Raw genomic sequence first — 23,188 nt, 5'->3', positions numbered from 1 at the left:
AGGCTTAGCGTAGCGGCCGGACCCCATCCGGCCAAAGCCCATTTTGGCGATACCTGCTATCGCCCTTTCATGCCGAAACGCCGTTCGCCTGCGCGATCTTTCCGAGCACGCGCGCGCTCGGTTTCACCGTGCGCTTCATCGTCGCGCGGTCGACGCCGATCAGGCCATAGTGCGGGCCGTAGCCGAAGATCCACTCGAAGTTGTCGAGCAGCGACCAGTGGATGTAGCTCTTGACGGGAATGCCGTCCTTGAGACAGTTCGCGACCCCACCCACGGCCGTGCGGATGTAGGCGATGCGCTGCGTGTCGTCGTCCGTCGACATGCCGTTTTCGGTCACATAGATGGGCACCTTCACTTGCTGCGCCGTGTAGCGGATCGTCGCCTCCAGCGCCTGCGGGTAGTACTCCATGTGCGCCGACGTGAACGTCGCATCCTTCGGCGGCGGCCGCACGCCGTCGGGCCCGATCAATTCGCGCGTATAGGTCTGCACGCCGATGAAATCGCCGTGCTCCGCGATCGCCCTGAACCACGGCTCGTAGGCGATGGCGCGCTTGCGGTCGCGCATCGCCTCGCCGCCGTCGACTGCCTGGTCGTCAGCGATGGCGATCGAGAAGCCGACGGGCAGTTGCGGGCACACGGCCTTGATGGCCTGGTAACCCGCCGCATGGCCCTTCAACAGCCCGGCTTCGATCTTCGCGAAATCGCCGAAGATCCACGACGACCATTTACCCGTGCCCGCCAGCTGGCCGGCCTTCGCCAGCATTTCCTTCATGCGCGGGTTGTCGGCCATGCCGGACAGCGGTCCGGGAATGCCGAACAACAGGCGCGGCAGGTTCGGCTCGTTGAACGTGGTCGCAATGTCGATCAGGTCACCCAGGTGGCGCGCGACCTTGTCGCAATAGCGGGCGTACAGCTGCGCCGAACCGTCCGCCTCCCAGCCGCCGCGCGCCGCGAACCATGCGGGCGTGACGAAGTGGTTGAAGCTGACCATTGCCTTCACCTTGTGCCTGCGGCAAGATTGCAGCACGTCGCGGTAATGCTCCAGCGCGGCCAGCGAGAACATCCCCTCGACGGGCTCCACGCGCGCCCACTCGATCGAGAAGCGGAACGTGTTCAGGCCAAGGCTTGCCAAGGTCGCGATGTCCTGGTCGTACAGGCGGTAGTGATCCACGGCGGAACCCGACGGCTCCTTGAACTCCGTCGGCTGGATGTTTTCCAGCAGCCATGCGTCGCTCGCGATGTTGTCGCCTTCCGCCTGGTGGCCCGCGATGGCGGCGCCCCACAGGAAGCCTTTGGGGAACGTTCCCCGCGCGGTGGCTGCGCTTGCGACCGAAGGTAGCAGCGCGGCGCCGGCGAGTGCCGTGCCCAGTCCAAGCAGAGTACGGCGGCGTGCATCGTGATTCATGTTGTCTCCTTTGTTATGGTTTATTGCAAGGTATTCGTGAGTCCGGCGACGAGGTCGTACAGTCCCGCACCGTCGCTCGCGACACCGTACACGTAGTGGTCCGGCCGGACGACGGCCGCATGGCAGCCGTGGCGCGCGAACCAGCGCGCCAACACGCCGTCCAGTTCATCCGCCTGCATGCGGTGCGGCCCGCTCGAAAAGCCGGCGGTGTCGGACGGAATGCTGATCAACATGCCGACGCGCTCCGCCAGCGCGAGCAGGCCAGGCGGCAGCTGCGCGGTGCGCAAGTCGGTCACGATGCGCCAGCCGGTGCCCGCCAGCTCGTCAAGCAGCGCCGGCCCGGCGGGTCCGTTCACGCGCGGCTGCGGGAACAGCGTGCCCGTGCCCGAGCCGATGTATCCGCCGGACGCCAGCAGACCTTCCATCAGCGGCGGGATGATGTCCTGGCGCGGCACGGTGCGTATGGTGCCGCCGGCCGCGTCGATCAGGGCCGCGTCGCGAGCCTGCGCACGGACGGGATCGCGTTCGCAGATGACGGCGCCGATCTCCTTGATGCGCGTGGTGAGCCGGCGCACGTGTTCGCGGCGCTCCACCGTGTAGGTGTCGAGCAGGCTGTCCGGCGCGTCGCCGCCCAGCACCGCGCGCAGTTTCCACGCGAGGTTGACGACGTCGCGAATCCCCTGGCACATGCCCTGTCCCAGGAATGGCGGCTGCTGGTGCGCGGCGTCGCCCGCGATGAACACGCGGCCCGCGCGCCACTCGCGCGCCACCAGCGCATGGAAGCGGTAGCTGGCCTGGCGCCACAGGGTCGCGTCGTCCGGGCCGATCCACCGTTGCAGCACGCTCCACGCGCCCTCCTCCGTCGCCATGTATGCGGGATCCTCGCCCGGCAGCAGCGAGATTTCCCAGCGGCGGTGGTTGCCCGGTCCGATCACGTACGTGCACGGCCGCGCCGGTTCGCAATACTGCACGCTGGTCGACGGCAGCTTGGCGAGGCCCCTCTCGTTGACCTGCACGTCGACGACCAGCCACGGTTCGTCGAACTCGAGATCTTCCAGCCTGATGCCGATGGCGTCGCGCACGGAGCTCGAGGCGCCGTCGCAGCCGATCACGTAGCGGGCGCGCACCGAGCCCTCGTCGAAGTGCACGGTGGCACCAATCGCATCCTGCTCGACGCCGGTGAAGCGCCGGCCCAGCACGACGTCGACGGCGGGCAGCGCCTGCACGTGGCGGCGCAGCGCCGCTTCCACGGGCGGCTGCGTGAACACCATCGACGGCGTGTGCCCCAGCGGGTACGGCGGTTCCACGGTGGCGAGACGCTTGATCAGGCGCCCGTCGACGCCGTAGTACTCGGACGGCGTGAACGGCTCGCAGTGCGGCGACACGGCATCCGCGAGGCCGAGATTCTGGAACACGCGCATGATCTCGTGGTCGAGGGCGATGGCGCGCGGCTTCGGATAGACGTCAATGCTGCGGTCCACGACGAGCGTGCGCACGCCGGCCTGGCCCAGCAACGCGGCCGCGACGGCGCCGGACGGGCCGAAACCGACGACGACGACGTCATACTCGCCGTTCATGGCTGCTCGTCCTCGATCGTGTTGACGAGCAGGCCCACGCCCTCGATCTCGACCTCGATCGTGTCGCCCGCCTTCATCCACACTGGCGGCGTGCGCGACTGGCCGACGCCGGCCGGCGTGCCCATCGCGATCACGTCGCCCGGCTCCAGCGTGAGGCACTCGGTCAGCAGCGCGATGGTCTCGGCCACGTCCCAGATCATGTCCTTCGTGTTCGCATCCTGCATGACCTGGCCGTTCAGGCGCGACTGGATCGACAGGCCCACGCCGCCGGCCGGCAGTTCGTCGGCGGAGACGAGCACGGGACCCAGCGCGCCCGTGCGGTCGAAGTTCTTCCCGATGGTCCACTGCGGCGTGCGCTTTTGATAATCGCGCACGGAGATGTCGTTGAAGCACGCATAGCCGAACACATAATCCAGCGCATCCTCGCGTCTGACATGGCGGGCGCGCTTGCCGATGACGACGGCCAGCTCGGCCTCGTAGTCGAATTTTTCCGACACGCGCGGGCGCGGCGACGCTTCGCCATGCGCCAGCAGCGATGTCGTCCCGCGCAGGAAGAACCACGGGTACACGGGCTTCTCGCGGCCGCTCTCGGCGGCGTGGTCGTAGTAGTTCAGGCCGAGGCAGACCGTCTTGCCGGGTTCCGGCACGACGGGCGCCAGCGCGGCGTCGGCCAGCGGCTGGCGCTCGGCGGTCGAATCGAGCGCGCGGAGGCCGGCGGCGACGAGGTCCACGCCGTCCGCGAGCGCGGCGCGTACGTCGGCCGGGACCTCCGGCACGGCGCGGTTGATATCGACGATCTGGTCGCCGTCGACGACGGCCAGGCGGGTCTCGGTACCGCTGCGGTAGGTGACGAATTTCACTGCTGCTCCTTATTGTTCGATGAAACGGATGGTTCTCTGCGCCTGCTTGATGCGGTCCGACGGCGGCTGCGACACGCCCCACTGGTCGAAGCGGCCCGGCGGCCATTGCCAGTCGGACGGCCCGCCGACTTTGTACGAGTCGTCGACCTGCAGCACGTCGGCCGTGTATTCGATGACGAAATCGTCCGGGCCGACGAAGTAGGCAAAGACGTTGTTGCCCGGGCCATGGCGGCCGACGCCCCATTCGATGGGCCAGCCGGCGTCGCGCATGCGGCCGGCGCCGCGCATGACGGCGTCCAGGTCCGGCATGACGAAAGCGATGTGGTTCAGCGTGTCCGCATTGCTGTCCGCGAGCGCGATGCTGTGGTGGTCGCTGTTGCAGCGCATGAAGGCCATGATCTTCGTGCGGTCGGACAGCCGGAACCCGAGCGCCTCTTCGTAAAAGCGCTGGGCCGCGGCCACGTCCGCGCTGTTGAACACGACGTGCGTGATGCGGCTCGGAGCGTCGGCGTGCGTGTTCGCCGCCTGGCGCTCGTCGCCGTGCACGAAGCGCAGGATGCGCCCCTGCGGGTCCGCGATCATGACGGCCGTGCCGCCGCCCGGCTCGTCGACGTCGGCAGGTCCGGACAGCACGCTGCCGCCCGCCGCCGGCGTGCGCGCCGCGATGGCATCGAGATCGGCGCGCGCCGCCACGCTGAACGTCACGTTGCGGACATCGGGCTTGTCGCCGCGGTGCAGCGCGAGGATGTGGTGGAACGGGCCGGCACCGCGAAGGTAGACGGCATCCGCGGTCTTCGCAACGGTCTGCAAATGCCACGTATCGTTGTAAAAGCGCTCGGCGGCATCGAGGTCGGTGACGCCGATGGCGATGCTGCGCAGCTGGCCGGCGGGGGATGCGGGCATGTTGACTCCTTGTTAAAGCCCGAGGAAACGGGCCGCGTTATGGGTGACGAGTTGGGCGCGCACGTCCGCATCGACCACGGCCGCGGCGATGCTGTCGAAGGGGCGCGCGTCGTGGAAAGCGAACGGGTAATCCGTGCCGATCATCAGTTGCGAGGCGCCGAAGCGGTCGAGCAGGTGGCGCAGCGTGGGCGCATCGAACACGAGCGTGTCGTAGAACAACCGGCGCGCCTGGTCCGACGGGCTCTCCGGCATCGTGTCGCGTAGCGCGGGAAACACCTGGCGTGCCTGTTCGAGGCGCGGCAGCAGCGACGCGAGCGTGCCGCCGCCGTGGCTGAACACGATTTTCAAATCCGGATGCCGGCCGATCAGGTTCGAGGTCAGCACGGAAGCGGCGGCCAGGCCCACGTCGGTCGGATACGCGAGCGCGGGCAGCAGCTTGTCCGGGCCGACGAGGCGGTCGGCGCCGGCCGGTTTCAACGCATGCACGAACACGGCGACGCCCTTCTCCGCGCACGCGGCGAAGAACGGCTCGAATTCCGGGCTGCCGATCGCCTTGCCGTTGATATTGCTGCCCACTTCGATGGCCTTGAAACCGAGCTTGTCGGCGACGTGGTCCAGTTCCGCCAGCGCGAGGTCGAGGTCTTGCAGCGGCACGGCGCCCATGCCGACGAGGCGTCCGCCGGACAGCGCGGCCATGTTCGCGATCTGTTCGTTCATGTAGCGCAGCAGCTGGGCCGCGGCGTGCGGCTCCATCCAGTACGACAGCAGTTCCGGCATCGGCGAGATGGCCTGCACGGCGAGCCCCATCGTCTCCATATCCTCGATGCGGCGGCTGGCGCTCCACGCGCGCTCGGACACGGTGCGGTACACGCTGCCCTGGATGACGACGTGGCGGTGGCACGCATGCGCCGGCGCCATCGACGGCCAGTCGGGCGGCAGGCGGTTGCCCACGTAGCGCGGCAGGTCGTGCGGAATTGCGTGGGCGTGCACGTCGATCCCGCACGCGCAGCCTGGGGTATGCGTTTCCCTCATGCGGCCACCAGTCCCGCCGCGTTCACGCCCGTCGCGCAGATCGCCTCGTCCTGCGCACCGGTCCCGCCGCTCGCGCCGACTGCACCCAGCAAGGTGCCGTCCGCGGCGCGGATCGCGACGGCGCCGGCCTGCGGAATAAAGCGGCCCTGGCTGGACGATGCGAGCGCGTTGAAGAACACGGGGTTGTCCTGCGCGCGCTGGTGCAGCACGCGGCTGGCGACGCCCATGCCGGCGGCCGCGTAGGCCTTGCCGATGGCGATGTCGACGCGCAGCGGTGTGGCACCGTCTTCACGTTGCGCGGCGACCAGGTGGCCGGATGCGTCGAGCACGGCGACGGCCACCGGCGGCAGGCCGTCGGCACGCGCGGCCGCGACGGCGGCTTCGAGGATCGCGTTCGCGCGGGCCAGGTTCAGTTGGGCGGTTGGGTTCAAGTTGCCTCCTTCAGTGATGGGTGGGCGCGGCGCGCGACGAGGGCGAAGCACAGTGTGGCGGCGGTACCGACCAGCACCGCGAGCAGCGCCTGTCCGCCGAAACCGGCACGCATCGCGACCGAGCCGGCCAGCGCGGGGCCGATCGCGGAACCGGTCATCATCATCGCGGGCGTCGATGCGAGCGCGCGGCCGCTCGGGTCCAGCCGGGCGATCAGCCCGAACAGGAAGGTGTGGGTGAAGATCAGCACGGCGGGGTAGATGGCGCCGGCCAGCGCATACGGCAGGAAGTCGGCGGACAGCGTGACGACGAGCGCCAGCGCGGCCTGCAGCGGCGCGGCGACGATGGCCACCCGCACGGGATTGAGGCGCTTCTGCAGCATGCCGGCGACGGCGGCCGGCAGCAGGTTGACGAGGCCGCACACGACGAGCACGCCGTTCACCTTGTCCTGCCCGAAGCCGCGCAGTACGCCGATGCGGTCCAGCATGCTGAACGTGAGCGCCTGGTTCAGCGCCAGGCAGCCCACGCCGAGGATCGCGCACCAGGCCGCGCGGGGCAGCGGCGCCGCCAACGGCGCACGACCGCCGGTCGCAACATTCGGAAAACCGAAAGCACACGCCAGCGCCGCCGCGCCCATCAGGCCGGCGAACACGAGGAACAGTGCCGGCCCGCCATGCGCGGCGACGGCGGGTGGCACGGCGGCATAGAAGATCACCGCACCGATGCCCAGCGCCGTCCCGGCCATGGCGAACAGCCGGTGCGGATTGGCGCTGCGGCCGATGGTGCCGTGCGTGACCGACAAGGCGGTGCCCGTCGCGATGCCGGCGACGAGGTGCAGCGCGGCGAGCGCGCCGAAACCGGCCACCCGCGACGCGGCGAGAAAGGCCAGCGCCGCGATGGCGTAGCCGCCGAATGCGCAGGCGGCGCGCGGCAACCTTATATACAGCGGCGCCGCCACGAGGCTCGCGCCGACCGCGCCCAGCAGGAACGCCGTGACGATCATGCCCGCGTGTTCAAGATCGAAACCGTGATGCTGGGCGAGCGTGCCGACCCACACGGGCAGCGCGACCAGGTCGACCATGCCAGCGAAATGGCACAGCATGAGCGCGGCGCGGCCGCGGCCCGCCTCGGGGGAAGTGTGCATGGGATGTCTCCTCGCTTTTTTTGTATGAAAACGATAGCAGCGCGCGCGGGCATCCCGAAGACCAGAGTTTCGATAGGACGTATCAGCGAATCCGATCGATCAGCCATTTGATCATCACCCGCCAACGTCGATAGCAGGTATCACGGAATACGGCTTTGGAATGGCCGAGGACCGTACCTATACTCGATTCGCCTGAATACAACATGGCCGGCATCGACTGGCCACACTAGGAGACAACATGCACGCACCCCGTACTCCGTCGGCGATCGGTTCGCTGACCATCCTGTCCATGAGCCTGGCCGCGATCTGGAACCCGGCCCACGCCCAGACCGGCGACAGCGGCGCCAGCCCGGTAGCCGCGGCGAAGATCGAGAAAGGCATCGAGACCGTCGTCGTCACCGCGCAAAAGCGCAGCCAGAGCATCAAGGAAGTCCCCGTTGCCATTACGGTCGTCAACGCCGCGCAGCTGGAGCGCGCCGGCGTCAAGGACATCGGCGACCTCGCCAAGACGGCCGCATCGCTCGAATTCGGCGACCAGTCGACCGGCGGCGCGGGCGGCAGCGCGTCGATCCGCGGCATCGGCACCGCCGTGTTCACGCAATCGGCCGAGAGCTCGGTGGGCGTCGTCGTCGACGGCGTACCGCAGGGCGCCACCGCCAGCGGCCTGATGTTCGACCTGGCACGCGTCGAAGTGCTGCGCGGCCCGCAGGGCACGCTGTTCGGCAAGAACGCGTCGGCCGGCGTCCTCAACATGTCGACCCAGGAGCCGATCATCGGCGACCATGGCGGCAGCGTGCAGTTCGAGTTCAAGGGCAAGCATGGCGAAGCCCTGCGCGCCACCGGCAACGTCCCGCTGAACGACATCTCGGCGCTGCGCATCTCCGCGGTCGGCGAGCGTAACAAGGGCGTCTACCACAACGTCCTCACGGACAAGGACAGCGTCACGACCAACGGCGGCGCGCGCCTGCGCTACCTGCTCAAGCCGAACCGCGACGTGGCGGTCAACCTGATCGCGGACGCGTCGAACCAGCGCAACGAGAACGCCGTGTTCTTCGCGCCGTCGGTGGCCTACGCCACCAACACGGCGGGCGACCACCACCCGGCCGCGGAATTCGCATCGTGCGGCGTGACGGTCTCGAAGACCAACAACCAGGTCTGCCCGGACGGCGCGGAAATCCAGCACACCCGGGTACGCGGCCTGTCCGGCCAGGTCGACTGGACCCTGGGCAGCGGCGACACGCTGACGTCGATCACCGCCTACCGCACGCGCAAGCAGGGCCCGGACAGCGTGAACATCGGCATGTCGAACACTTACGACAAGGTCTACAACTTCACCCCGCACCAGGATGCCCGCCAGTTCTCGCAGGAGTTGCGCATCGCGTCGCCGGGCAAGCGGCAGCTCGAATATGTCGGCGGCCTGTTCTACGCCGATTCGAACAACTTCAAGGATTCCACGACGGCGATCCTGCCGAGCACCTTCCTGCCGTCGCCGCCCGTGCCGCGCTCGATCGCGACCGACGCGGTCCAGCACGCGCGCCTGACCACGAAGGCCCTGTTCGGCCAGGCGACCTACCACGTGACCGACGCCACCGGCATCATCGCCGGCCTGCGCTTCACCCGCGACACCGTCAAGGCGGACGAGTCCCAGTCCAGCGTCGTGGCGTTCGACGGCTTCACGTTGCCGGCCACGGTCAAGGCGGCCAGCGGCAGCGCGCAGCAATCGAACGTGTCCGGCAAGATCGGCCTGCAGCACGCGCTGTCGAAGACCGCCAACCTGTATGCGACCCTGAGCCGCGGCTACAAGGGCCCGCAGGTCGACAACGACACCCCGATCAACGTCGCGACGGCGCCCGGCAGCTTCGCCGGCAACATCGTCAGGCCCGAACTGCCGACCAGCGTCGAAGTGGGCTCGAAGATGTCGTTCCTGAACCGCCGCCTGGACGTGGACGTGGCCGCGTTCCACACGAAGATCAAGGATTTCCAGGAGCAGAACTGCACCCTGACGGCCGTCGGCGCTCTCTCCTGCATCCCGCTGAACGTGCCGAGCGTGACGAGCAAGGGTGTCGAGGCCGACATCCGCGCGCGTCCGCTGCCGGAACTGCAGCTGGGTCTCTCGGTCGCGATGATCCTCGACACCGCGTACCCGGGCGGTTTCACGTTCGACAACACCAACGTCGGCGGCCAGCGCCTGCTGTACTCGCCGCGCAACAAGGCGACGCTGAACGGCGACTACAGCTGGACGCTGCCGGGCGACTATGAACTCAAGCTGGGCGGCGACATCGTCTACAAGAGCCGCGTGCGGCTCTGCAATTCGCTCGACGCCGAATGCGCGTACGGCGGCCATTCCACCGCGTCGCTGCGCGTCGCGCTGCGTTCCCCTGACGACAAATGGGGCATCGAGGTGTACGACCGCAACCTGGGCGACAAGCGCGTGCCGAACGCCATCATCTACCCGCTGCCCGGCAAGGGCGCGGGCTCCGGCTTCGCCTACAGCCTCGGCGAGAATTCGTTCCGCCGCGTCGGCGTGACGCTGGACTACCGTTTCTGACCGCATGATGACCCGCGGGGGGGGGGGGGGGCGGGGTTCTTTGGTTTTCGCGCCGTTTTGCCCCGGGGGGGGCGGGCCGGGGGGGGGGGCGCCCCGCGTTCCCATTGATGGAAGACCCACGACGAACCACGCCATGTCCGCACACATTCAACCCCTGCGCCTGATCGCCATCGCCGCCGCCCTCGCCTGCCTGTCCGCACCCGCATGGGCGGCCGCCGACCCGGTCGCATCCGGCTTCGACAATCCCCCGCAAAGCGCCCGCCCCCGCGTGTGGTGGCACTGGCTGAACGGGAACATCGCCAAGGACGGCATCGCCAAGGACATCGACTGGATGGCGAAGTCGGGCCTCGGCGGCCTGCAGAACTTCGACGCCGAGATGATGACGCCCCAACTGGTGCCGAAGCGCCTGCCGTACATGAGTCCCGAATGGGCGGACGCGTTCCGCTTCGCCGCGCAGGAGGCGGAACGCCATGGCCTGGAGTTCGGCATCGCCGCGTCGCCCGGCTGGAGCGAGACGGGCGGCCCGTGGGTACGGCCGGAGGACGGCATGAAGAAGCTGGTATGGAGCGAGATGACCGTCGACGGCGGCAAGCCGCCGGCATTGCCCCTGCCCGCCGCGCCGCGCACGACGGGACCGTTCCAGGACCTGTTCGTCCAGCCCGACATCATGGGCCAGCGGCCGAGCCCCGAGGCGCTCGCGCGCACGGGCGGCGACATCGCCGTCTATGCGTATCCGGTCGACGCGGCCGCACTCCCGCTCCCTGCCATCCGCGCCGGCGACCTGGCCCTCGACGCGCGCAAGCTGGCGGCGGCGACCGAAGAGGCGGCGGCCGAACTCGCGGCGCCCACGGCCGACCGCCCGGTCGTCGTCACGTTGGACTATCCGACACCCCAGACCATCCGCTCCGCCACGATCTTCGCGCCGGGCGCGGGATCGATGTTCGAGGGCTCGGCGTACCAGGCCGCGCTGGAAGCGAGCGCCGACGGGACGAGCTGGCGCAAGGTCGCGGACCTGGCGCTGGCCGGGGTGCCCGCCAGCGCCGGGTTCGCGCCCGTGACGGCGGCCCGCTTCCGCGTCGTGGTCAGCGCAAAGCCGCCCGTGCCGAATCCCCAGTTCATGCCCGTGGCGGGCGCCGACACGGGGCCGTTCGGCGCGATCGGCCAGGCGAAGGGACTGCGCCTCGCGCAACTGGTCCTGTCGGGCGAGCCGAAGGTCAACCAGTTCGAGACCAAGGCCGGCTTCGCGACGGCCGACGACTATTTCGCGCTGGACGCGGGTCTCGACCCGCGCGAGGCCGGCGTCGATCCGGCCGCCATCGTCGACCTCACCGGCAAGGTGCGCGCCGACGGCACGCTGGACTGGACGCCGCCGCCCGGGACCTGGAAGATCGTGCGCCTCGCGTGGTCGCTCACGGGGACCGAAAACCACCCGGCCACGAAGGAAGCGACGGGCCTCGAGGTCGACAAGTACGACGGCGACGCGGTGCGACGCTACCTGGACACCTATCTGGCAAAGTACGAGCAGGCGGCCGGCAAGGACCTCGTCGGCGCGCAAGGCGTGCGCGCCATCGTGACGGACTCGATCGAAGTCGGATCGTCGAACTGGACGCCGCGCCTGCTGGAACAGTTCCAGCGCCTGCGCGGCTACGACGCGCGCCCGTGGCTGCCGGCGCTGACGGGCGTCGTCATCGGCACCCGCGCCCGCACCGACGCCTTCCTGTACGACTGGCGCCGCACCCTCGCCGACCTGATGGCCGGCGAACACTATGGCACCGTGGCGGCCGTCGCGCGCGAACACGGCCTGAAGGTGTACGGCGAAGCGCTGGAAAGCGCGCGCGTCACGCTGGGCGACGACATGGCGATGCGCAGCCACGCGAACGTCCCGATGGCCGCGATGTGGACGTACCGCCCCGAGTTCGGCCCCAACCCGACCGCGGTCGCCGACATGCGCGGCGCCGCGTCCGTGTCGCACATCTACGGCCAGAACCTCGTCGCCGCGGAATCCATGACGAGCGCGATGGCGCCGTGGGCGTTCGCGCCGAGCGACCTGCGCCCGATGATCGACATGGAATTCGCCAGCGGCGTGAATCTCCCGGTCATCCACACGTCGGTGCACCAGCCGCTGGGCGACGACCGGAAGCCCGGCGTGTCGCTGGCCATCTTCGGCCAGTATTTCAACCGCAACGAAACGTGGGCCGGCATGGCGCGGCCATGGGTCGACTACATGGCGCGCAGCAGCTGGATGCTGCAGCAGGGCCGTTTCTACGCGGACGTCGCCTATTTCTACGGCGAGGAAGCACCGCTCGTCGCACTGTACAAGCACGGCCAGCCGGCGGACGCACCGCGCCGCTACGCCTACGACTTCGTCAACGCGGACGCCCTGGTGCAGCGGCTGTCGGTGAAGGACGGCGACCTCGTGTCGGCCAGCGGCGCGCGCTACCGCGTGCTGTACCTGGGCGGGTCGAGCGCGCGCATGACCGTCGCCACGCTGCGCCGGCTGCACGCGCTGGCGGCGCAGGGCGCGACGATCGTCGGCACCGCGCCCGTCGTCACGCCCGGCCTGGCCGACGATCCGGCCGCGTTCGCGTCGCTCGTCAGGCAGATGTGGAGCGGCGCGCCCGTCACCCGCGTCGGCAAGGGCCGCGTCGTTGCCGGCCGCGACGTGGAAGCCGCGCTGGCGCAGGCCGGCCGGAAGCCGGACTTCAGCGTCCGGGGCACCGATACGCCGCTGCTGTTCGTCCACCGCAAGCTGGCCGACGGCGACGTGTACTTCGTCACCAACCGTTCCGGCAAGACCGTGAACACGGAAGCCCGCTTCAACGTGCGCGGCAAGGCGGCCGAATTCTGGCATGCGGACACGGGCCGTACGGAACCCGCGAGCTACCGTACGGACCGGGGCGCGACCGTCGTGCCGCTGGCGCTGGGCGCGAACGATTCCGTGTTCGTCGTGTTCCGCCGGCCAGCCGCCGCGCCGGCCGTCACCGTCAAGACCCCGTCGTGGTCCGAGGCCGCCACGCTGGCCGGGGACTGGGCGATCCGCTTCGACGGCCTCGCGGCGCCGGCCGCGGTCACGCACGGCACGACCGGGTCGCTCGCCGCCAGCGCCGATCCGCAAGTCAGGTACTTCTCGGGGACGTCGGTCTATACGCACACCTTCACGCTGCCGGCTGGGGTGACGCCGGGCGCGCCGCTCAAGCTCGACCTGGGGCAGGTCGGCGACGTCGCGCAAGTCCTCGTCAACGGCAAGCCCGCGGGCATTGCGTGGAAGCCGCCGTACGAAGTCGACGTGGGCAACCTCGTCGCGGCCGGCGCCAACACGGTCGAGGTCCGCGTCGCCAACCTGTGGGTGAACCGCCTGATCGGCGACGCGCAACCGGGCGCCACGAAGGTCACGTTCACGACCGCGCCCACGTACAAGGCCGACGCGCCGCTGCGGCCGTCCGGCCTGATCGGGCCCGTCACGCTGAAGGTGCGCCAGTGAAGCGGCGCCACCTGCTGGGCTGCCTCGCGGCCCTCCCGCTCGCGCGGGCCCTGGGCCGGCCGGGCATCGTCCAGCGTCCTCTGGCCCGCGTCATCGTCGACAACGACTTCGCCGGCGATCCGGACGGCCTCGTCGCGCTGGCGCACCAGTTGCTGGCACCGGCGACGCGCACCGTGCTCGTGACGGCGTCCGCGCTGGACCCCAGGCTGGCGCGCATGGCCGGTCTCGATCCGGAGCGCACGGCGCAGGACGGGGCGCGGCGCGCACGCGCGCTGCTGCGGCTGGCCGGGCCCGGCCTGCGTCCGCCGGTCGTGGCGGACGGCGCCGCGCAGGCGATCGTCGACGCGGCCCTGCGCGACGATCCGCTGCCGCTCGTCCTCGCGTGCGGCGGTCCGCTGACGAACGTGGCGGCCGCGCTGCGCCTGCAGCCGGCGATCGCGGGACGGATGCGCCTCGTGTGGATCGGCGGGACGGCTGCCGGGGACGACGGCGCCGAATACAACCTGGCGACCGACGTCGCCGCGGCCCGCTTCGTGCTCGAGGAAACACGGATTCCGGTCCTGCAGATCCCCGCCGAGGAATACCGGCGCTTCCAGGTATCGGTCGCGATCCTGAATGCCGAGGTCGCGCCGGTGTCGCCGCTCGCGCGCTGGCTCGTCGACCAGTACCGCCACCTGCCGCCGTTCGTGCGCCTCGGCGGAACGCTGACGTTCGGCGACAGTCCCCTCGTTACCGCGACGGCGTTCGATCCCGCCGCGACGCCCTTCACCACGCGCACGGTCGGGGGCCGCGAGATCCGCATGGCGCATTCGCTCGACCCGCAACTCAACTTCGCCGATTTCACCGCCCTGCTGCGCGCGCACGCAAGACGCGCCTGACGCCAACGACAGGGCGACGAGATGCGCCATTCCACCCCGATTATCCACGGCGCCGGCGACTACGGCTTCGGCATGCGCACGACGGGCACCGGCGCCGGCATCCGGATCGAGCATTTCACCCGGTGGGTGCGGGCGTCGAAGCTGGTGCCTTAGTCGTCAGAACGCGCCTACGTAGTTCTCCGCCAGCGCCGTCGCCAGCGCGCGCGAGTTCACGACGTTCTCGAGCTCCGCGCGCTGCACCTCGCGCTGGAACGGCGACGCGTCCGCGAACGTGTGCAGCATGCTGGTCATCCACCACGAGAAGTATTCGGCGCGCCAGATGCGTTTCAGCGCGTCGTCCGTGTACCGGTCGAGCAGTCCGGTGCTGCCCCGGCGGTAGAACGCGTCCAGGCCGGCCGCCAGCAGGCGCACGTCGGACACGGCGAGGTTCATGCCCTTGGCGCCCGTCGGCGGCACGATGTGGGCGGCGTCGCCGGCCAGGAACAACCGGCCCGACTGCATCGGCGTCGAGACGAAGCTGCGCATCGCGACGATGTTCTTCTGGAAGATCTTCCCTTCCGTGACCTGCCAGCCGTCGCGGTTTTCCAGGCGCGCATGCAGCTCGGCCCAGATGCGGTCGTCCGACCAGTTGTCGACGTTGTCCTTCGGGTCGCACTGGAAGTACATGCGCTGGACCGTCGGCGAGCGCGTGCTGACGAGGGCGAAGCCCCGCTCGTGGCGCGCATAGATCAGTTCCGGGGCCGACGGCGGCGCCTCGACGAGGATGCCGAACCAGCCGAACGGATACACGCGCTGGTAATCGTTGCGGCCGTCCTGCGGCAGCGCGGGACGCGTCACGCCGTGGAAGCCGTCGCAGCCGGCGATGAAATCGGCCTCGATGCGTTCTTCCGTCCCGTCGCGCGTGAACGTGACGTACGGCCGGTCCGTGTCGACGCCGTGCGGCGCCACGTCGCGCACGCCGAAGAGCATCTGCGCGCCGGCCTCAAGGCGGGCGGCGACGAGGTCCTTGATGACTTCGTGCTGGGCGTAGACGGTGATCGCCTTGCCCGTCAATTCGGTCAGGTCGATGCGGTGGCGGCGGCCGTCGAACGCGAGTTCGAAGCCGTGGTGCAGCGCGCCCTCCGCGCGCATGCGGGCGCCGACGCCCGTCTCGTTGAGGATGTCCATCGTGCCCTGCTCCAGCACGCCGGCGCGGATCGTCGATTCGATCTCGTCGCGGGTACGGGTTTCGAGCACGACCGATTCGATGCCCTGCAGGTGCAGCAGGTGAGAGAGCAACAGTCCGGCCGGGCCGGCGCCGATGATGGCGACCTGGGTACGCATATTCGTCTCCTTGTAAAAAATTCTTGTCGACGTCCATGCTAGTGGCGCGCAGCCGCGTTTAGAATGGATGAAGTTATCGATTCCTTGTACTTTTTTGACATGGCGACATTTCCCCGCTTCGCCCTGTACGGCGAGCAGACGCCCGCGGAAGCCGTACACGTCGAACTGATCGAGACGCGCAGCCGCCTGCACGACTGGCACATCGAGCGCCATACGCACCCCGGCCTGTTCCAGGTACTTTTTCTACTGAAGGGGAGCGTGCGCGCCGCGATCGACGAAGCGGTGTGGGAACGTAAAGGACCCGTCGCGATCACGGTGCACCCGTCCGTCGTGCATGGCTTCGACTTCGCGGAAGGGGCGCAGGGCTATGTGCTGACCGTGGACCAGAACGTGCTGTTCGCCACGCCGGACCACCACGGCGAATTGTTCGCGCCGCTGTTCGTGGAACCCTTGTCGCTCGCGCTGGCGCGCCAGCCGCGCGCGCGCATCGAGGCGCTGCTGCGCAACATGGTCGAGGAAGCGGCTTGGCCGCAGCATGGCAATGCGCTGATGCTGGAGTGGCTGGCGCGCAGCGTGCTGTTGCTGCTGGCGCGCACGCATGCGGAACAGAGTGCGGCGAGCATGTCCGGGCACGGCGAGTTCCGCCTGTTCGCGGCATTCCGCGCGGCCGTCGAGCAGCACTACAAGGATGGCGCCCCAGTCGCGCACTACGCCGACCTGCTGCGCGTGACGCCCGTCCGCCTGAACCGCCTGTGCCTGAAGCTGGCGGGCAAATCCGCGTTCGACATCGTGCAGGACCGCCTGATGCTGGAAGCCTGCCGCAAGCTGACCTATGCGCCGTCGAGCGTGGCCAGCATCGCCTACGAACTGGGGTTCCAGGACCCCGCGTACTTCAGCCGCGCCTTCAAGCGGCACGCGGGGATGACGCCGAAGGCATACCGCGAACGGCGCGCCGGCTAGAGCAAGGCGTTGAGCTCGACCTGGTACTGGATGAGGGTCGGCAGGCAGCGCTCGACCATCTGCGCCACGCTCATGCGGCCCGCGTGCACGCTGATGTTCATTGCGGCCACGACGTCGCCGCGGAAGTTCCTGACGGGCACCGCGATCGTGCGCAGGCCCAGTTCCAGTTCCTGGTCGACGACCGCATAGCCCCGCTCGCGCGCCCGCGCGATCTCCTCGACCAGCCGCGCGCGGTCGACGATCGTGTGCGACGTGATGGGCTCCGGCGTCGCGCGCGCGAGGAAGCGCCCGGCCTGATCCTCGGGCAGGCTCGCGAGCAGCATGCGCCCGTTCGCCGTGCAGTACGCCGGCACGCGCGTGCCCGGCTGCAAGGTCGCCGAAATCAGCTGGCCCGCGCTGACAGCCGCCACGCACACGAGATCATCGTGGTCCAGCACCCCGACGGACGCCGCCTCGCCCAGCGCGTACGCGAGCCGGTACAGCAGCGGTTGCGCGATGCGCGGCAGCCGCGCCGAATGCAGGTAGGACTGGCCGAGGCGCAGGATCTTGGGCGTCAGCGTGAACTGCTTGTTCTCGTGCCGCATATAGCCCAGCGCGGTCAGCGTGAGCAGATAGCGCCGCGCGGCCGCGCGCGTGAGGCCCGTGCGTTCGGCCACCTCGGCGATCGTCAGGCGCGAGCGCTCCTGGTCGAACGCCTCGATCACTTGCAGGCCCTTGTCGAGGCCCGCGACCATGTCGCGTTTGGCGGGTTGCTGGTCCATCGTATAGAAATTCAAGGATTTGTGCGATTATCGCACAAAGCGTGCGAATAGCGGAAGCCGGACGACGTGGCCGTCTTGTCGGGCGACGGTCGTTTTTTTACGATGGATCGGCTCGCACAACCTTCCGACATCAGGAGACAACGTGAAATTCGACGACGTGCAACCCGGCGTGTGGCCGGAGCTCATCCATCCCGCGTATAAATCGACCGTCAAGCGCGGCCCGCGGCAGCCGGCGCTGCGCATCGATGCGCCGGTCGCCACCAGCCGCAACATCGCCCCTGCCCCGCGCATCCTGCTGCCGCACGACGCCGACCTGACGCGCCGCGGTGGGAAAGCCCCGCTGGGCGAAAAGATCGTCGTGACGGGACGCGTCGTCGACGAGGACGGCAAACCGGTGCGCAATTCGCTGATCGAGGTGTGGCAGGCCAATTCGGCGGGCCGCTACTGGCACCAGCGCGACAACCACGACGCGCCGCTCGACCCGAACTTCGTCGGCTTCGGCAAGATGATGACGGACGACGACGGCCGCTACCGGTTCGTCTCGATCAAACCCGGTCCGTACCCGTGGAAGAACCACGACAAGGCGTGGCGCCCCGCGCACATCCACTTCTCGCTGTTCGGCAACGTGTACGCCCAGCGCCTCGTGACGCAGATGTACTTCCCGAACGACCCGCTGTTCCCGTACGACCCGATCTTCAACAGCATCCCCGACGACGCGGCGCGCCAGCGCCTGGTGTCGCGCTTCTCGCTCGACCACACGGTGGGCGACGAGATGCTGGGCTACGAATTCGACATCGTCCTGCGCGGCCGCGGCGCCACGCCGTTTGAACTCTGAAAGGAACCACAATGAGCAACAGCGCTTACAAAATCACGACCTCGCAGACCATCGGCCCGTTCTCGCACGAAGGCTGGCAGTGGGCGGTGGACTTCTGCGCCGCCGGGCGCCTGGAGACGAGCGCGCCGACCATCGTGCTGCACGGCGTCCTGTACGACGGCGACGGCAATCCGATCGACGACGCGCAGATCGAAGCGTGGCTGCCGGAAGCCGCGGCCGTGGAAAGCACGCAGGAGATCCCGGGCTTCCGCCGCACGCCGACGGGCACGGCGGGCGAATTCAGCCTGCGCCTGTCGGTGCCGGAGCGCCCGGCCGGCGAACCGGTCGCGTACGTGACCGTGTTCGCGCGCGGACTCACGAAGCACCAGTTCACGGCCGTGTTCCTCGAAGACGACGCGACGCTGGCGGAATCGGCTATCCTGGCGCAGGTGCCGGCCGAACGGCGCGGCACGCTCATCGCGCGCAAGGACGGCGACGGCACGTATCGGTGGGATATCTGGATGCAGACCGACAAAGAGACGGTGTTCTTCGACTACGCTTGACGAATCCGCCGCCCTGAAACCGTCGTTCCCGGCACTGCCGGGCCCCAGGTTTGCATGCGCCGCCGTGCAGCGAGCACAATTGGGTCCCCGCCTTCGCGGGGACGACGTATCGACTTACCTGGCCAACATGAGGAGACCGATGGCCGTTTCACTCTTCGACACCCTGCTGAGCACCCCGGATATGATCGCCGCGTTCGACGACGCGGCCCTCATCCAGGCGATGCTCGACTTCGAAGCGGCGCTGGCCGCCGCGCAGGCCGACGAAGGCCTGCTGCCCCGCCCCGCCGCGCAAGCCATCGCCGCCGCGTGCCGCGCGGACCGCTTCGACATCCCGGCCCTCGTCACGGCCGGCCGCCGCTCCGGCACCCTGGCCGTGCCGCTCGTGAAGGAACTGACGCGCCTCGTGGCCGGGACGGACAGGGACGCGTCGACCCTCGTCCACTGGGGCAGCACGAGCCAGGACGTGCAGGACAGCGCCATGGTGCTCGTCACGCGCACCGCGCTGCGCCTGCTCGACGCCGATCTCGCCGCGCTGTGCCGCCGCCTGCTGGCGCTGGGCGAATCGCACCTGGCGACGCCCGTGCTGGCGCGCACGCTGCTGCAGCCCGCGCAGGTGACGGGCTTCGGCTTCACGGGCGCGGGCGGGCTCGCGCCGCTCGTGCGCGCCCGCGCGCGCCTGCGCGCGGCGGCGGGCGACGCCCTGCAGCTGCAGCTGGGCGGCGCCGTCGGCACGCTGGCCGTGATGGGCGAACGCGGTCCCGCCGTCGCGCACCGCATGGCGCAGGCGCTGGACCTGAAGACGCCGGCCGCGACATGGCACACACAGCGCGACGAATGGGTACGGCTCGGCCTGGAGGTCGCGCTGCTGACCGGCAGCCTCGGCAAGATCGCGGCGGACCTCGCGCTGATGGCGCAGGGCGAAGTGGGAGAACTGGCGGAACCGTCGGGCGGCGGGCGCGGCGGCTCGTCGGCGATGCCGCACAAGCGCAACCCGGTGTCGTCGATGATCGCGCTGGCCGCCGCCACGCGCACGCCGCAGCATGCCGCGACGCTCCTCGCCGCCATGGGCCAGCAGCACGAGCGCGGCCTCGGCAACTGGCAGGCGGAACTGGCCGAGTGGCCCACGCTGTTCCTGTCCGCCCACGGCGCGCTGCGGGCGCTGAACGATGCCTTTGCCGACCTCACGGTGGACACGGCCCGCATGCGCGCCAACATCGACGCGCTGCGGGGCCTCGTCGCCGCCGAAGCGCTGTCGATCCGGCTCGCGGGCGCGATCGGCCGTCCCGCCGCGCATGCGGCCGTCGAGAAGATGACCCAGACGGCCGTCGCGGATGGCCGCCACCTGCGCGACGTGGCACGCGACGACATCGCCGCCGATCCGGCGCTCGGCTCACTCGATATCAATGAGCTCGACGCCCTGTTCGACCCGGTCGCCGCCATCGAACCCGCCCAACGCCTCGCGCGCGAACGCCTGGCCGCACTCAGGAAAGATATAGCATGAGCTTCGATCCCCTCGACCACGACCTGCTGCGCGGCCTGGACCAGCGCCGCGCCGTCCTCGGCGACGCCTGGGTCGAGCGTTCGCTCGCGAACGCCAACACCTTCACCGCCGACTTCCAGAATTTCATCACCCGTTATGCGTGGCACGACATCTGGGACCGTCCCGGCCTGCCGCGCAAGACCCGCCGCACGATCGTCCTCGCCATCACCATCGCGCTCGGCCGCTGGGAGGAATACGAGCTGCACGTGCGCGCCGCGCTGCTGGGCGATGCCGACAGCCGATTGACGCCCGACGAGTTGAAGGAAGTGCTGATGCAGTCCGCGATCTATGCCGGCGTGCCCGCCGCGAACACGGCGTTCGCCCATGCGGCGGCGATCCTGCGCGACGTCGGTCCGCAGATCGGCTATTTGCTGGAACCGGCAGCGCCGCTGGAGAGCGTGCACCCCGGCGTCGGCCGCGAAGGCCGCACGGACAGCCGCCCCGCCCTGCACTACAGCGTGCGCGCGCCGCGCAACGGCAGGCGCCCCCGGCACACGGTCGTGCTGAGCCACGCGCTCGGCTGCGACCTGACGATGTGGGACGCGCTGGCCAACCGGCTGGCCGCCGACTGCCGCGTCATCGCCTACGACCACCGCGGCCACGGCAGTTCCGACGCGCCGGCGGGTGCGTATTCGATGGCCGACCTCGCGGACGACGCGGCGCGCCTGCTGCGCGAACTGGACACGGGTCCGGTCGTGTGGATCGGCCTGTCGATGGGCGGCATGGCGGGCCAGGAGCTGGCGCTGCGCCACCCGTCGCTCGTCGGCGCGCTCGTGCTGGCGCATACGACGTCGGGCTATCCGGACGCGGCGCGCGACCTCTGGCGCCAGCGCATCGCGACCGTGCAGGAACGCGGGATCGACGCCATCGCGGACGCCGTGATGGGCCGCTACTTCCACGAAGGCTTCCGTTCGGCCCATCCTGCAACGGTCGCAAGGTTCCGCCAGCGCCTCGTCACGACGGATGTCCAGGGCTATATCGGCTGCTGCGCGGCCGTGGGCGGCGTCGACACGACGGCGCGCCTCGGGCAGATCGCCGTGCCGACGCTCGTGCTGGCCGGTGAACTGGACCAGCGCACGCCCGTCGGGATGGCACGCACGCTGGCGGACGGCATTCCCGATGCGCGCCTGCAGGTGCTGACCGGAGCATCGCACCTGGGTGCCATCGAACAGGCGGGCGCGTTCGCCGCCGCCGTCACCGCGTTCGTCGACTGTCTGTGATGTCGCAGGTGAGCTTCAAGGCGCCGTGTAGATGACCTTCACGGTCGCGTCGACGGCGCTTTTCTCCATGTAGCCGATGGCCTTCGGGTTCGCGGCCACGGCCCTCCTGACGTCGGCGCTGCCGCCGACTTCCTTCGGCATCGTCGCCTTGCCGGTGAAGACGAGCTTGGACCACAGCGCCTTCACCTGCGACATGTCCTTGTCGGCGACCTTCTTGTAGAACTCCGCGCGGATCGGCGCGCTTTCCGGCTGGTCGACCGGCGCCAGGGCCGTGGATTTGCCGAGGAAGTACTGTGCGACTTCATCCCTGGTCATCGACGCTTGCGGCGCGGACGGGTTCACGACGACGACGACTTCGGCCATGGCCGGCAGGGCGGTCCCGAGGACGGCGGCGAGAACGAAGGAACGGATCATCTGGTTCATTGCGGTCTCCTCAGAAAACGAAGTCGACGGCAACCGTGCCGACGGTGACGGGGCCACGGAAGCCGCGCCTGGGCTGGATGAACAGGCCGGGACCTTCCGGATCTACGCGGTCGACCTGGAACTTGATGTCGGCCGAGCGGAACGCGTCCCAGCGCAGGCCGACGCTGTCGGTCTTCTGCGCGGATGCGCCGGTCTGCTTGCCGTGGCTGTAGTACGGCAACAGTTTGCCGAACCGGTAGCCGCCCATCGCATACCAGCCGTCGCTGCCTTCGCCGACGCCGCGTGCCTGCGTGTATTCCGACTGCACGACGACGTTGTTCGCATCCATGGCGAAGCCGACGGCCGTGAACGACACCCTGGTCTTCGGCAAATGGAAGAAACCCTGGTCGAGCGTCAGTTTGCCGTCGTTGCGGCCGACACGCAGCGTGAACGGCCCCTGTTCGTAGATGACGTTCACGACGCTGCCGTTCGTGACCTTGGCCTTGCCGTCGCCGCCCGCCATCGTGATGGAGGAATCGCCGTACGCGAGTTGCGTGGTCAGCGTGGCCGGGCCGATGTTCTGCTGCCAGCTCAGGTCGGCGCCGTCGAGGCTGTCCATCGGCACCTGCGAATACACCTCCAGCGACGGCCGCACCATCGTGTTGGCATAGCCCACGTTGCGATAGTCCGAGACCATGAAGATGGCCAGCGGCACGCGGCCGACGCGCACGTTCAGCGTGTCGGACAGCCTGAATTTGGCGAAGGCGAGCGTCGCATCGGCGCCGTAGTCGTCTTCGCCGAATTTCCGCACCAGCCCCTGGCCCGTGAGCGACAGCCAGTCGTTGATGTTCGCGTCGACCTGGATGCCCAGGTTGGAATCCACGCCCGTGCGCGGGGACGTGCCGGCACCGCTGGCCTGGTTGGCGCGCGCGAATTGCGCGTCGTTGGTGTCCGTCCACGTCAGGGCGCCGGTGCCGAAGCCGCTGACACGGACCGGCGAGGTCTCGCCGTTCTGCGCATGGGCGGTCGACAAGACCGCCGGCACGAGCAGCAGGGTTGCAAAGTGTTTGCTTTTCATGATGATTGGGAATGTTATTGCTGGGTTGATATCCGATGCGTGCGCCCGAGGGTGGCCGGGAGGACCGGATCGTGCTCGCGGATGAGGTCGCGTAGCGGGATGTATGCTGACGACATATTTCTGTATGGCAAATATCATTCCACTGCAAACACGTTAAATGCTTAAAGGATTGATCACAGAACGTTGCGCTCAATACACATTTGGTCAGGTCGGCGCGCGCGCGACAACGACATTCGTCAACATGTTGCAAAGATATAACGTCGCACTATA

Annotated in this window: 20 protein-coding genes; 9 read left to right on the top strand and 11 right to left on the bottom strand. The window is 69.1% G+C overall.

Translation table 11 applies throughout. The features are described from left to right. Window positions 1-67 precede the first annotated feature (67 nt). Genes ACEN98_RS16495 through ACEN98_RS16465 form a run of 7 tightly spaced genes read right to left on the bottom strand, consistent with a single transcriptional unit; the run spans window position 68 to window position 7,350 of the window. Window positions 68-1,405 (bottom strand): glycoside hydrolase family 1 protein, encoded by a 1,338-nt coding sequence (locus ACEN98_RS16495; RefSeq protein ID WP_413385878.1) that lies wholly within the window; start codon window positions 1,403-1,405, stop codon window positions 68-70. Between the two features lie 20 nt (window positions 1,406-1,425). Next, window positions 1,426-2,982, bottom strand: coding sequence for a bifunctional 3-(3-hydroxy-phenyl)propionate/3-hydroxycinnamic acid hydroxylase (locus ACEN98_RS16490; protein ID WP_413385877.1), 1,557 nt, complete (start codon window positions 2,980-2,982; stop codon window positions 1,426-1,428). Beyond that, on the bottom strand, window positions 2,979-3,842 hold the full coding sequence (locus ACEN98_RS16485) for a fumarylacetoacetate hydrolase family protein (protein WP_413385876.1): 864 nt from the start codon (window positions 3,840-3,842) through the stop codon (window positions 2,979-2,981). The genes ACEN98_RS16490 and ACEN98_RS16485 overlap by 4 nt, the downstream gene beginning before the upstream one ends. Before the next feature lie 9 nt (window positions 3,843-3,851). Further along, entirely contained in the window at window positions 3,852-4,745 is an 894-nt protein-coding gene (locus ACEN98_RS16480; RefSeq protein ID WP_413385875.1) for a VOC family protein, read from the bottom strand. A 12-nt stretch (window positions 4,746-4,757) separates the two neighbouring features. Beyond that, complete coding sequence (locus ACEN98_RS16475) at window positions 4,758-5,777, bottom strand: amidohydrolase family protein (protein ID WP_413385874.1); 1,020 nt, start codon at window positions 5,775-5,777, stop codon at window positions 4,758-4,760. Next, the gene (locus ACEN98_RS16470; RefSeq protein WP_413385873.1) at window positions 5,774-6,208 is read right to left on the bottom strand and encodes a GlcG/HbpS family heme-binding protein; all 435 of its coding nucleotides are present in this window, start codon (window positions 6,206-6,208) and stop codon (window positions 5,774-5,776) included. Before ACEN98_RS16470 ends, ACEN98_RS16475 begins: the two co-directional genes overlap by 4 nt. Continuing rightward, window positions 6,205-7,350, bottom strand: a complete 1,146-nt coding sequence (locus ACEN98_RS16465) for an MFS transporter (RefSeq protein WP_413385872.1) — start codon at window positions 7,348-7,350, stop codon at window positions 6,205-6,207. Before ACEN98_RS16465 ends, ACEN98_RS16470 begins: the two co-directional genes overlap by 4 nt. A 238-nt stretch (window positions 7,351-7,588) precedes the next feature. Between ACEN98_RS16465 and ACEN98_RS16460 the strand changes: the two genes are divergently transcribed. The 4 genes from ACEN98_RS16460 to ACEN98_RS16445 all read left to right on the top strand — a co-directional run bounded on the left by ACEN98_RS16460 (window position 7,589) and on the right by ACEN98_RS16445 (window position 14,410). Next, window positions 7,589-9,898: a TonB-dependent receptor gene (locus tag ACEN98_RS16460; protein ID WP_413385871.1), complete on the top strand. Its 2,310-nt coding sequence runs from the start codon at window positions 7,589-7,591 to the stop codon at window positions 9,896-9,898. 133 nt (window positions 9,899-10,031) lie between these two features. After that, window positions 10,032-13,379 (top strand): glycosyl hydrolase, encoded by a 3,348-nt coding sequence (locus ACEN98_RS16455; protein WP_413385870.1) that lies wholly within the window; start codon window positions 10,032-10,034, stop codon window positions 13,377-13,379. Further along, entirely contained in the window at window positions 13,376-14,257 is an 882-nt protein-coding gene (locus tag ACEN98_RS16450; RefSeq protein ID WP_413385869.1) for a nucleoside hydrolase, read from the top strand. Before ACEN98_RS16455 ends, ACEN98_RS16450 begins: the two co-directional genes overlap by 4 nt. A gap of 21 nt (window positions 14,258-14,278) precedes the next feature. Next, a complete protein-coding gene (locus ACEN98_RS16445; RefSeq protein ID WP_413385868.1) occupies window positions 14,279-14,410 on the top strand; it encodes a hypothetical protein in 132 nt (43 codons plus the stop codon). Between the two features lie 3 nt (window positions 14,411-14,413). On the opposite strand, the gene ACEN98_RS16440 is transcribed toward ACEN98_RS16445, so the two are convergent. Next, entirely contained in the window at window positions 14,414-15,580 is a 1,167-nt protein-coding gene (locus ACEN98_RS16440) for a 4-hydroxybenzoate 3-monooxygenase (RefSeq protein ID WP_413385867.1), read from the bottom strand. A 99-nt stretch (window positions 15,581-15,679) separates the two neighbouring features. Here ACEN98_RS16440 and ACEN98_RS16435 point away from each other — a divergent pair, with 99 nt between their 5' ends. After that, window positions 15,680-16,540, top strand: a complete 861-nt coding sequence (locus ACEN98_RS16435) for a helix-turn-helix domain-containing protein (RefSeq protein ID WP_413385866.1) — start codon at window positions 15,680-15,682, stop codon at window positions 16,538-16,540. On the opposite strand, the gene ACEN98_RS16430 is transcribed toward ACEN98_RS16435, so the two are convergent. After that, window positions 16,537-17,301, bottom strand: coding sequence for an IclR family transcriptional regulator C-terminal domain-containing protein (locus ACEN98_RS16430; protein ID WP_413385865.1), 765 nt, complete (start codon window positions 17,299-17,301; stop codon window positions 16,537-16,539). The genes ACEN98_RS16435 and ACEN98_RS16430 overlap by 4 nt on opposite strands. A gap of 142 nt (window positions 17,302-17,443) precedes the next feature. Between ACEN98_RS16430 and pcaH the strand changes: the two genes are divergently transcribed. The 4 genes from pcaH to pcaD all read left to right on the top strand — a co-directional run bounded on the left by pcaH (window position 17,444) and on the right by pcaD (window position 21,438). Further along, window positions 17,444-18,136: a protocatechuate 3,4-dioxygenase subunit beta gene (gene pcaH / locus ACEN98_RS16425; RefSeq protein WP_413385864.1), complete on the top strand. Its 693-nt coding sequence runs from the start codon at window positions 17,444-17,446 to the stop codon at window positions 18,134-18,136. Between the two features lie 11 nt (window positions 18,137-18,147). Continuing rightward, window positions 18,148-18,678, top strand: a complete 531-nt coding sequence (locus ACEN98_RS16420) for a protocatechuate 3,4-dioxygenase (RefSeq protein WP_413385863.1) — start codon at window positions 18,148-18,150, stop codon at window positions 18,676-18,678. A 139-nt stretch (window positions 18,679-18,817) separates the two neighbouring features. Then, window positions 18,818-20,179, top strand: a complete 1,362-nt coding sequence (locus ACEN98_RS16415; protein WP_413385862.1) for a lyase family protein — start codon at window positions 18,818-18,820, stop codon at window positions 20,177-20,179. Then, on the top strand, window positions 20,176-21,438 hold the full coding sequence (pcaD, locus tag ACEN98_RS16410) for a 3-oxoadipate enol-lactonase (protein ID WP_413385861.1): 1,263 nt from the start codon (window positions 20,176-20,178) through the stop codon (window positions 21,436-21,438). The genes ACEN98_RS16415 and pcaD overlap by 4 nt, the downstream gene beginning before the upstream one ends. A 15-nt stretch (window positions 21,439-21,453) precedes the next feature. On the opposite strand, the gene ACEN98_RS16405 is transcribed toward pcaD, so the two are convergent. Together ACEN98_RS16405 and ACEN98_RS16400 are read right to left on the bottom strand one after the other, a co-directional pair. Next, window positions 21,454-21,861 carry a hypothetical protein gene (locus tag ACEN98_RS16405; protein ID WP_413385860.1) on the bottom strand — a complete coding sequence of 136 codons (408 nt, stop codon included), beginning with the start codon at window positions 21,859-21,861 and terminating at the stop codon, window positions 21,454-21,456. Between the two features lie 10 nt (window positions 21,862-21,871). Beyond that, the gene (locus ACEN98_RS16400; protein WP_413385859.1) at window positions 21,872-22,918 is read right to left on the bottom strand and encodes a hypothetical protein; all 1,047 of its coding nucleotides are present in this window, start codon (window positions 22,916-22,918) and stop codon (window positions 21,872-21,874) included. Window positions 22,919-23,188: the final 270 nt, after the last annotated feature.

Origin of the sequence: Massilia sp. CT11-137, assembly GCF_047302885.1 — a bacterium.
Lineage (GTDB): Bacteria > Pseudomonadota > Gammaproteobacteria > Burkholderiales > Burkholderiaceae_D > Telluria > Telluria orientalis.
Note: the sequence above shows the minus strand (reverse complement) of the source record. Positions and strands in the feature narration are given on the sequence as shown.

What these genes read in the sequence shown, in the direction of transcription:
- ACEN98_RS16495 (WP_413385878.1), bottom strand. Translation starts at nt 1,405, where the DNA reads ATGAATCACGATGCACGCCGCCGTACTCTGCTTGGACTGGGCACGGCA.
- ACEN98_RS16490 (WP_413385877.1), bottom strand. Translation starts at nt 2,982, where the DNA reads ATGAACGGCGAGTATGACGTCGTCGTCGTCGGTTTCGGCCCGTCCGGC.
- ACEN98_RS16480 (WP_413385875.1), bottom strand. Translation starts at nt 4,745, where the DNA reads ATGCCCGCATCCCCCGCCGGCCAGCTGCGCAGCATCGCCATCGGCGTC.
- ACEN98_RS16475 (WP_413385874.1), bottom strand. Translation starts at nt 5,777, where the DNA reads ATGAGGGAAACGCATACCCCAGGCTGCGCGTGCGGGATCGACGTGCAC.
- ACEN98_RS16465 (WP_413385872.1), bottom strand. Translation starts at nt 7,350, where the DNA reads ATGCACACTTCCCCCGAGGCGGGCCGCGGCCGCGCCGCGCTCATGCTG.
- ACEN98_RS16460 (WP_413385871.1), top strand. Translation starts at nt 7,589, where the DNA reads ATGCACGCACCCCGTACTCCGTCGGCGATCGGTTCGCTGACCATCCTG.
- ACEN98_RS16455 (WP_413385870.1), top strand. Translation starts at nt 10,032, where the DNA reads ATGTCCGCACACATTCAACCCCTGCGCCTGATCGCCATCGCCGCCGCC.
- ACEN98_RS16445 (WP_413385868.1), top strand. Translation starts at nt 14,279, where the DNA reads ATGCGCCATTCCACCCCGATTATCCACGGCGCCGGCGACTACGGCTTC.
- ACEN98_RS16440 (WP_413385867.1), bottom strand. Translation starts at nt 15,580, where the DNA reads ATGCGTACCCAGGTCGCCATCATCGGCGCCGGCCCGGCCGGACTGTTG.
- ACEN98_RS16435 (WP_413385866.1), top strand. Translation starts at nt 15,680, where the DNA reads ATGGCGACATTTCCCCGCTTCGCCCTGTACGGCGAGCAGACGCCCGCG.
- ACEN98_RS16430 (WP_413385865.1), bottom strand. Translation starts at nt 17,301, where the DNA reads ATGGACCAGCAACCCGCCAAACGCGACATGGTCGCGGGCCTCGACAAG.
- ACEN98_RS16420 (WP_413385863.1), top strand. Translation starts at nt 18,148, where the DNA reads ATGAGCAACAGCGCTTACAAAATCACGACCTCGCAGACCATCGGCCCG.
- ACEN98_RS16415 (WP_413385862.1), top strand. Translation starts at nt 18,818, where the DNA reads ATGGCCGTTTCACTCTTCGACACCCTGCTGAGCACCCCGGATATGATC.
- pcaD (WP_413385861.1), top strand. Translation starts at nt 20,176, where the DNA reads ATGAGCTTCGATCCCCTCGACCACGACCTGCTGCGCGGCCTGGACCAG.
- ACEN98_RS16405 (WP_413385860.1), bottom strand. Translation starts at nt 21,861, where the DNA reads ATGAACCAGATGATCCGTTCCTTCGTTCTCGCCGCCGTCCTCGGGACC.
- ACEN98_RS16400 (WP_413385859.1), bottom strand. Translation starts at nt 22,918, where the DNA reads ATGAAAAGCAAACACTTTGCAACCCTGCTGCTCGTGCCGGCGGTCTTG.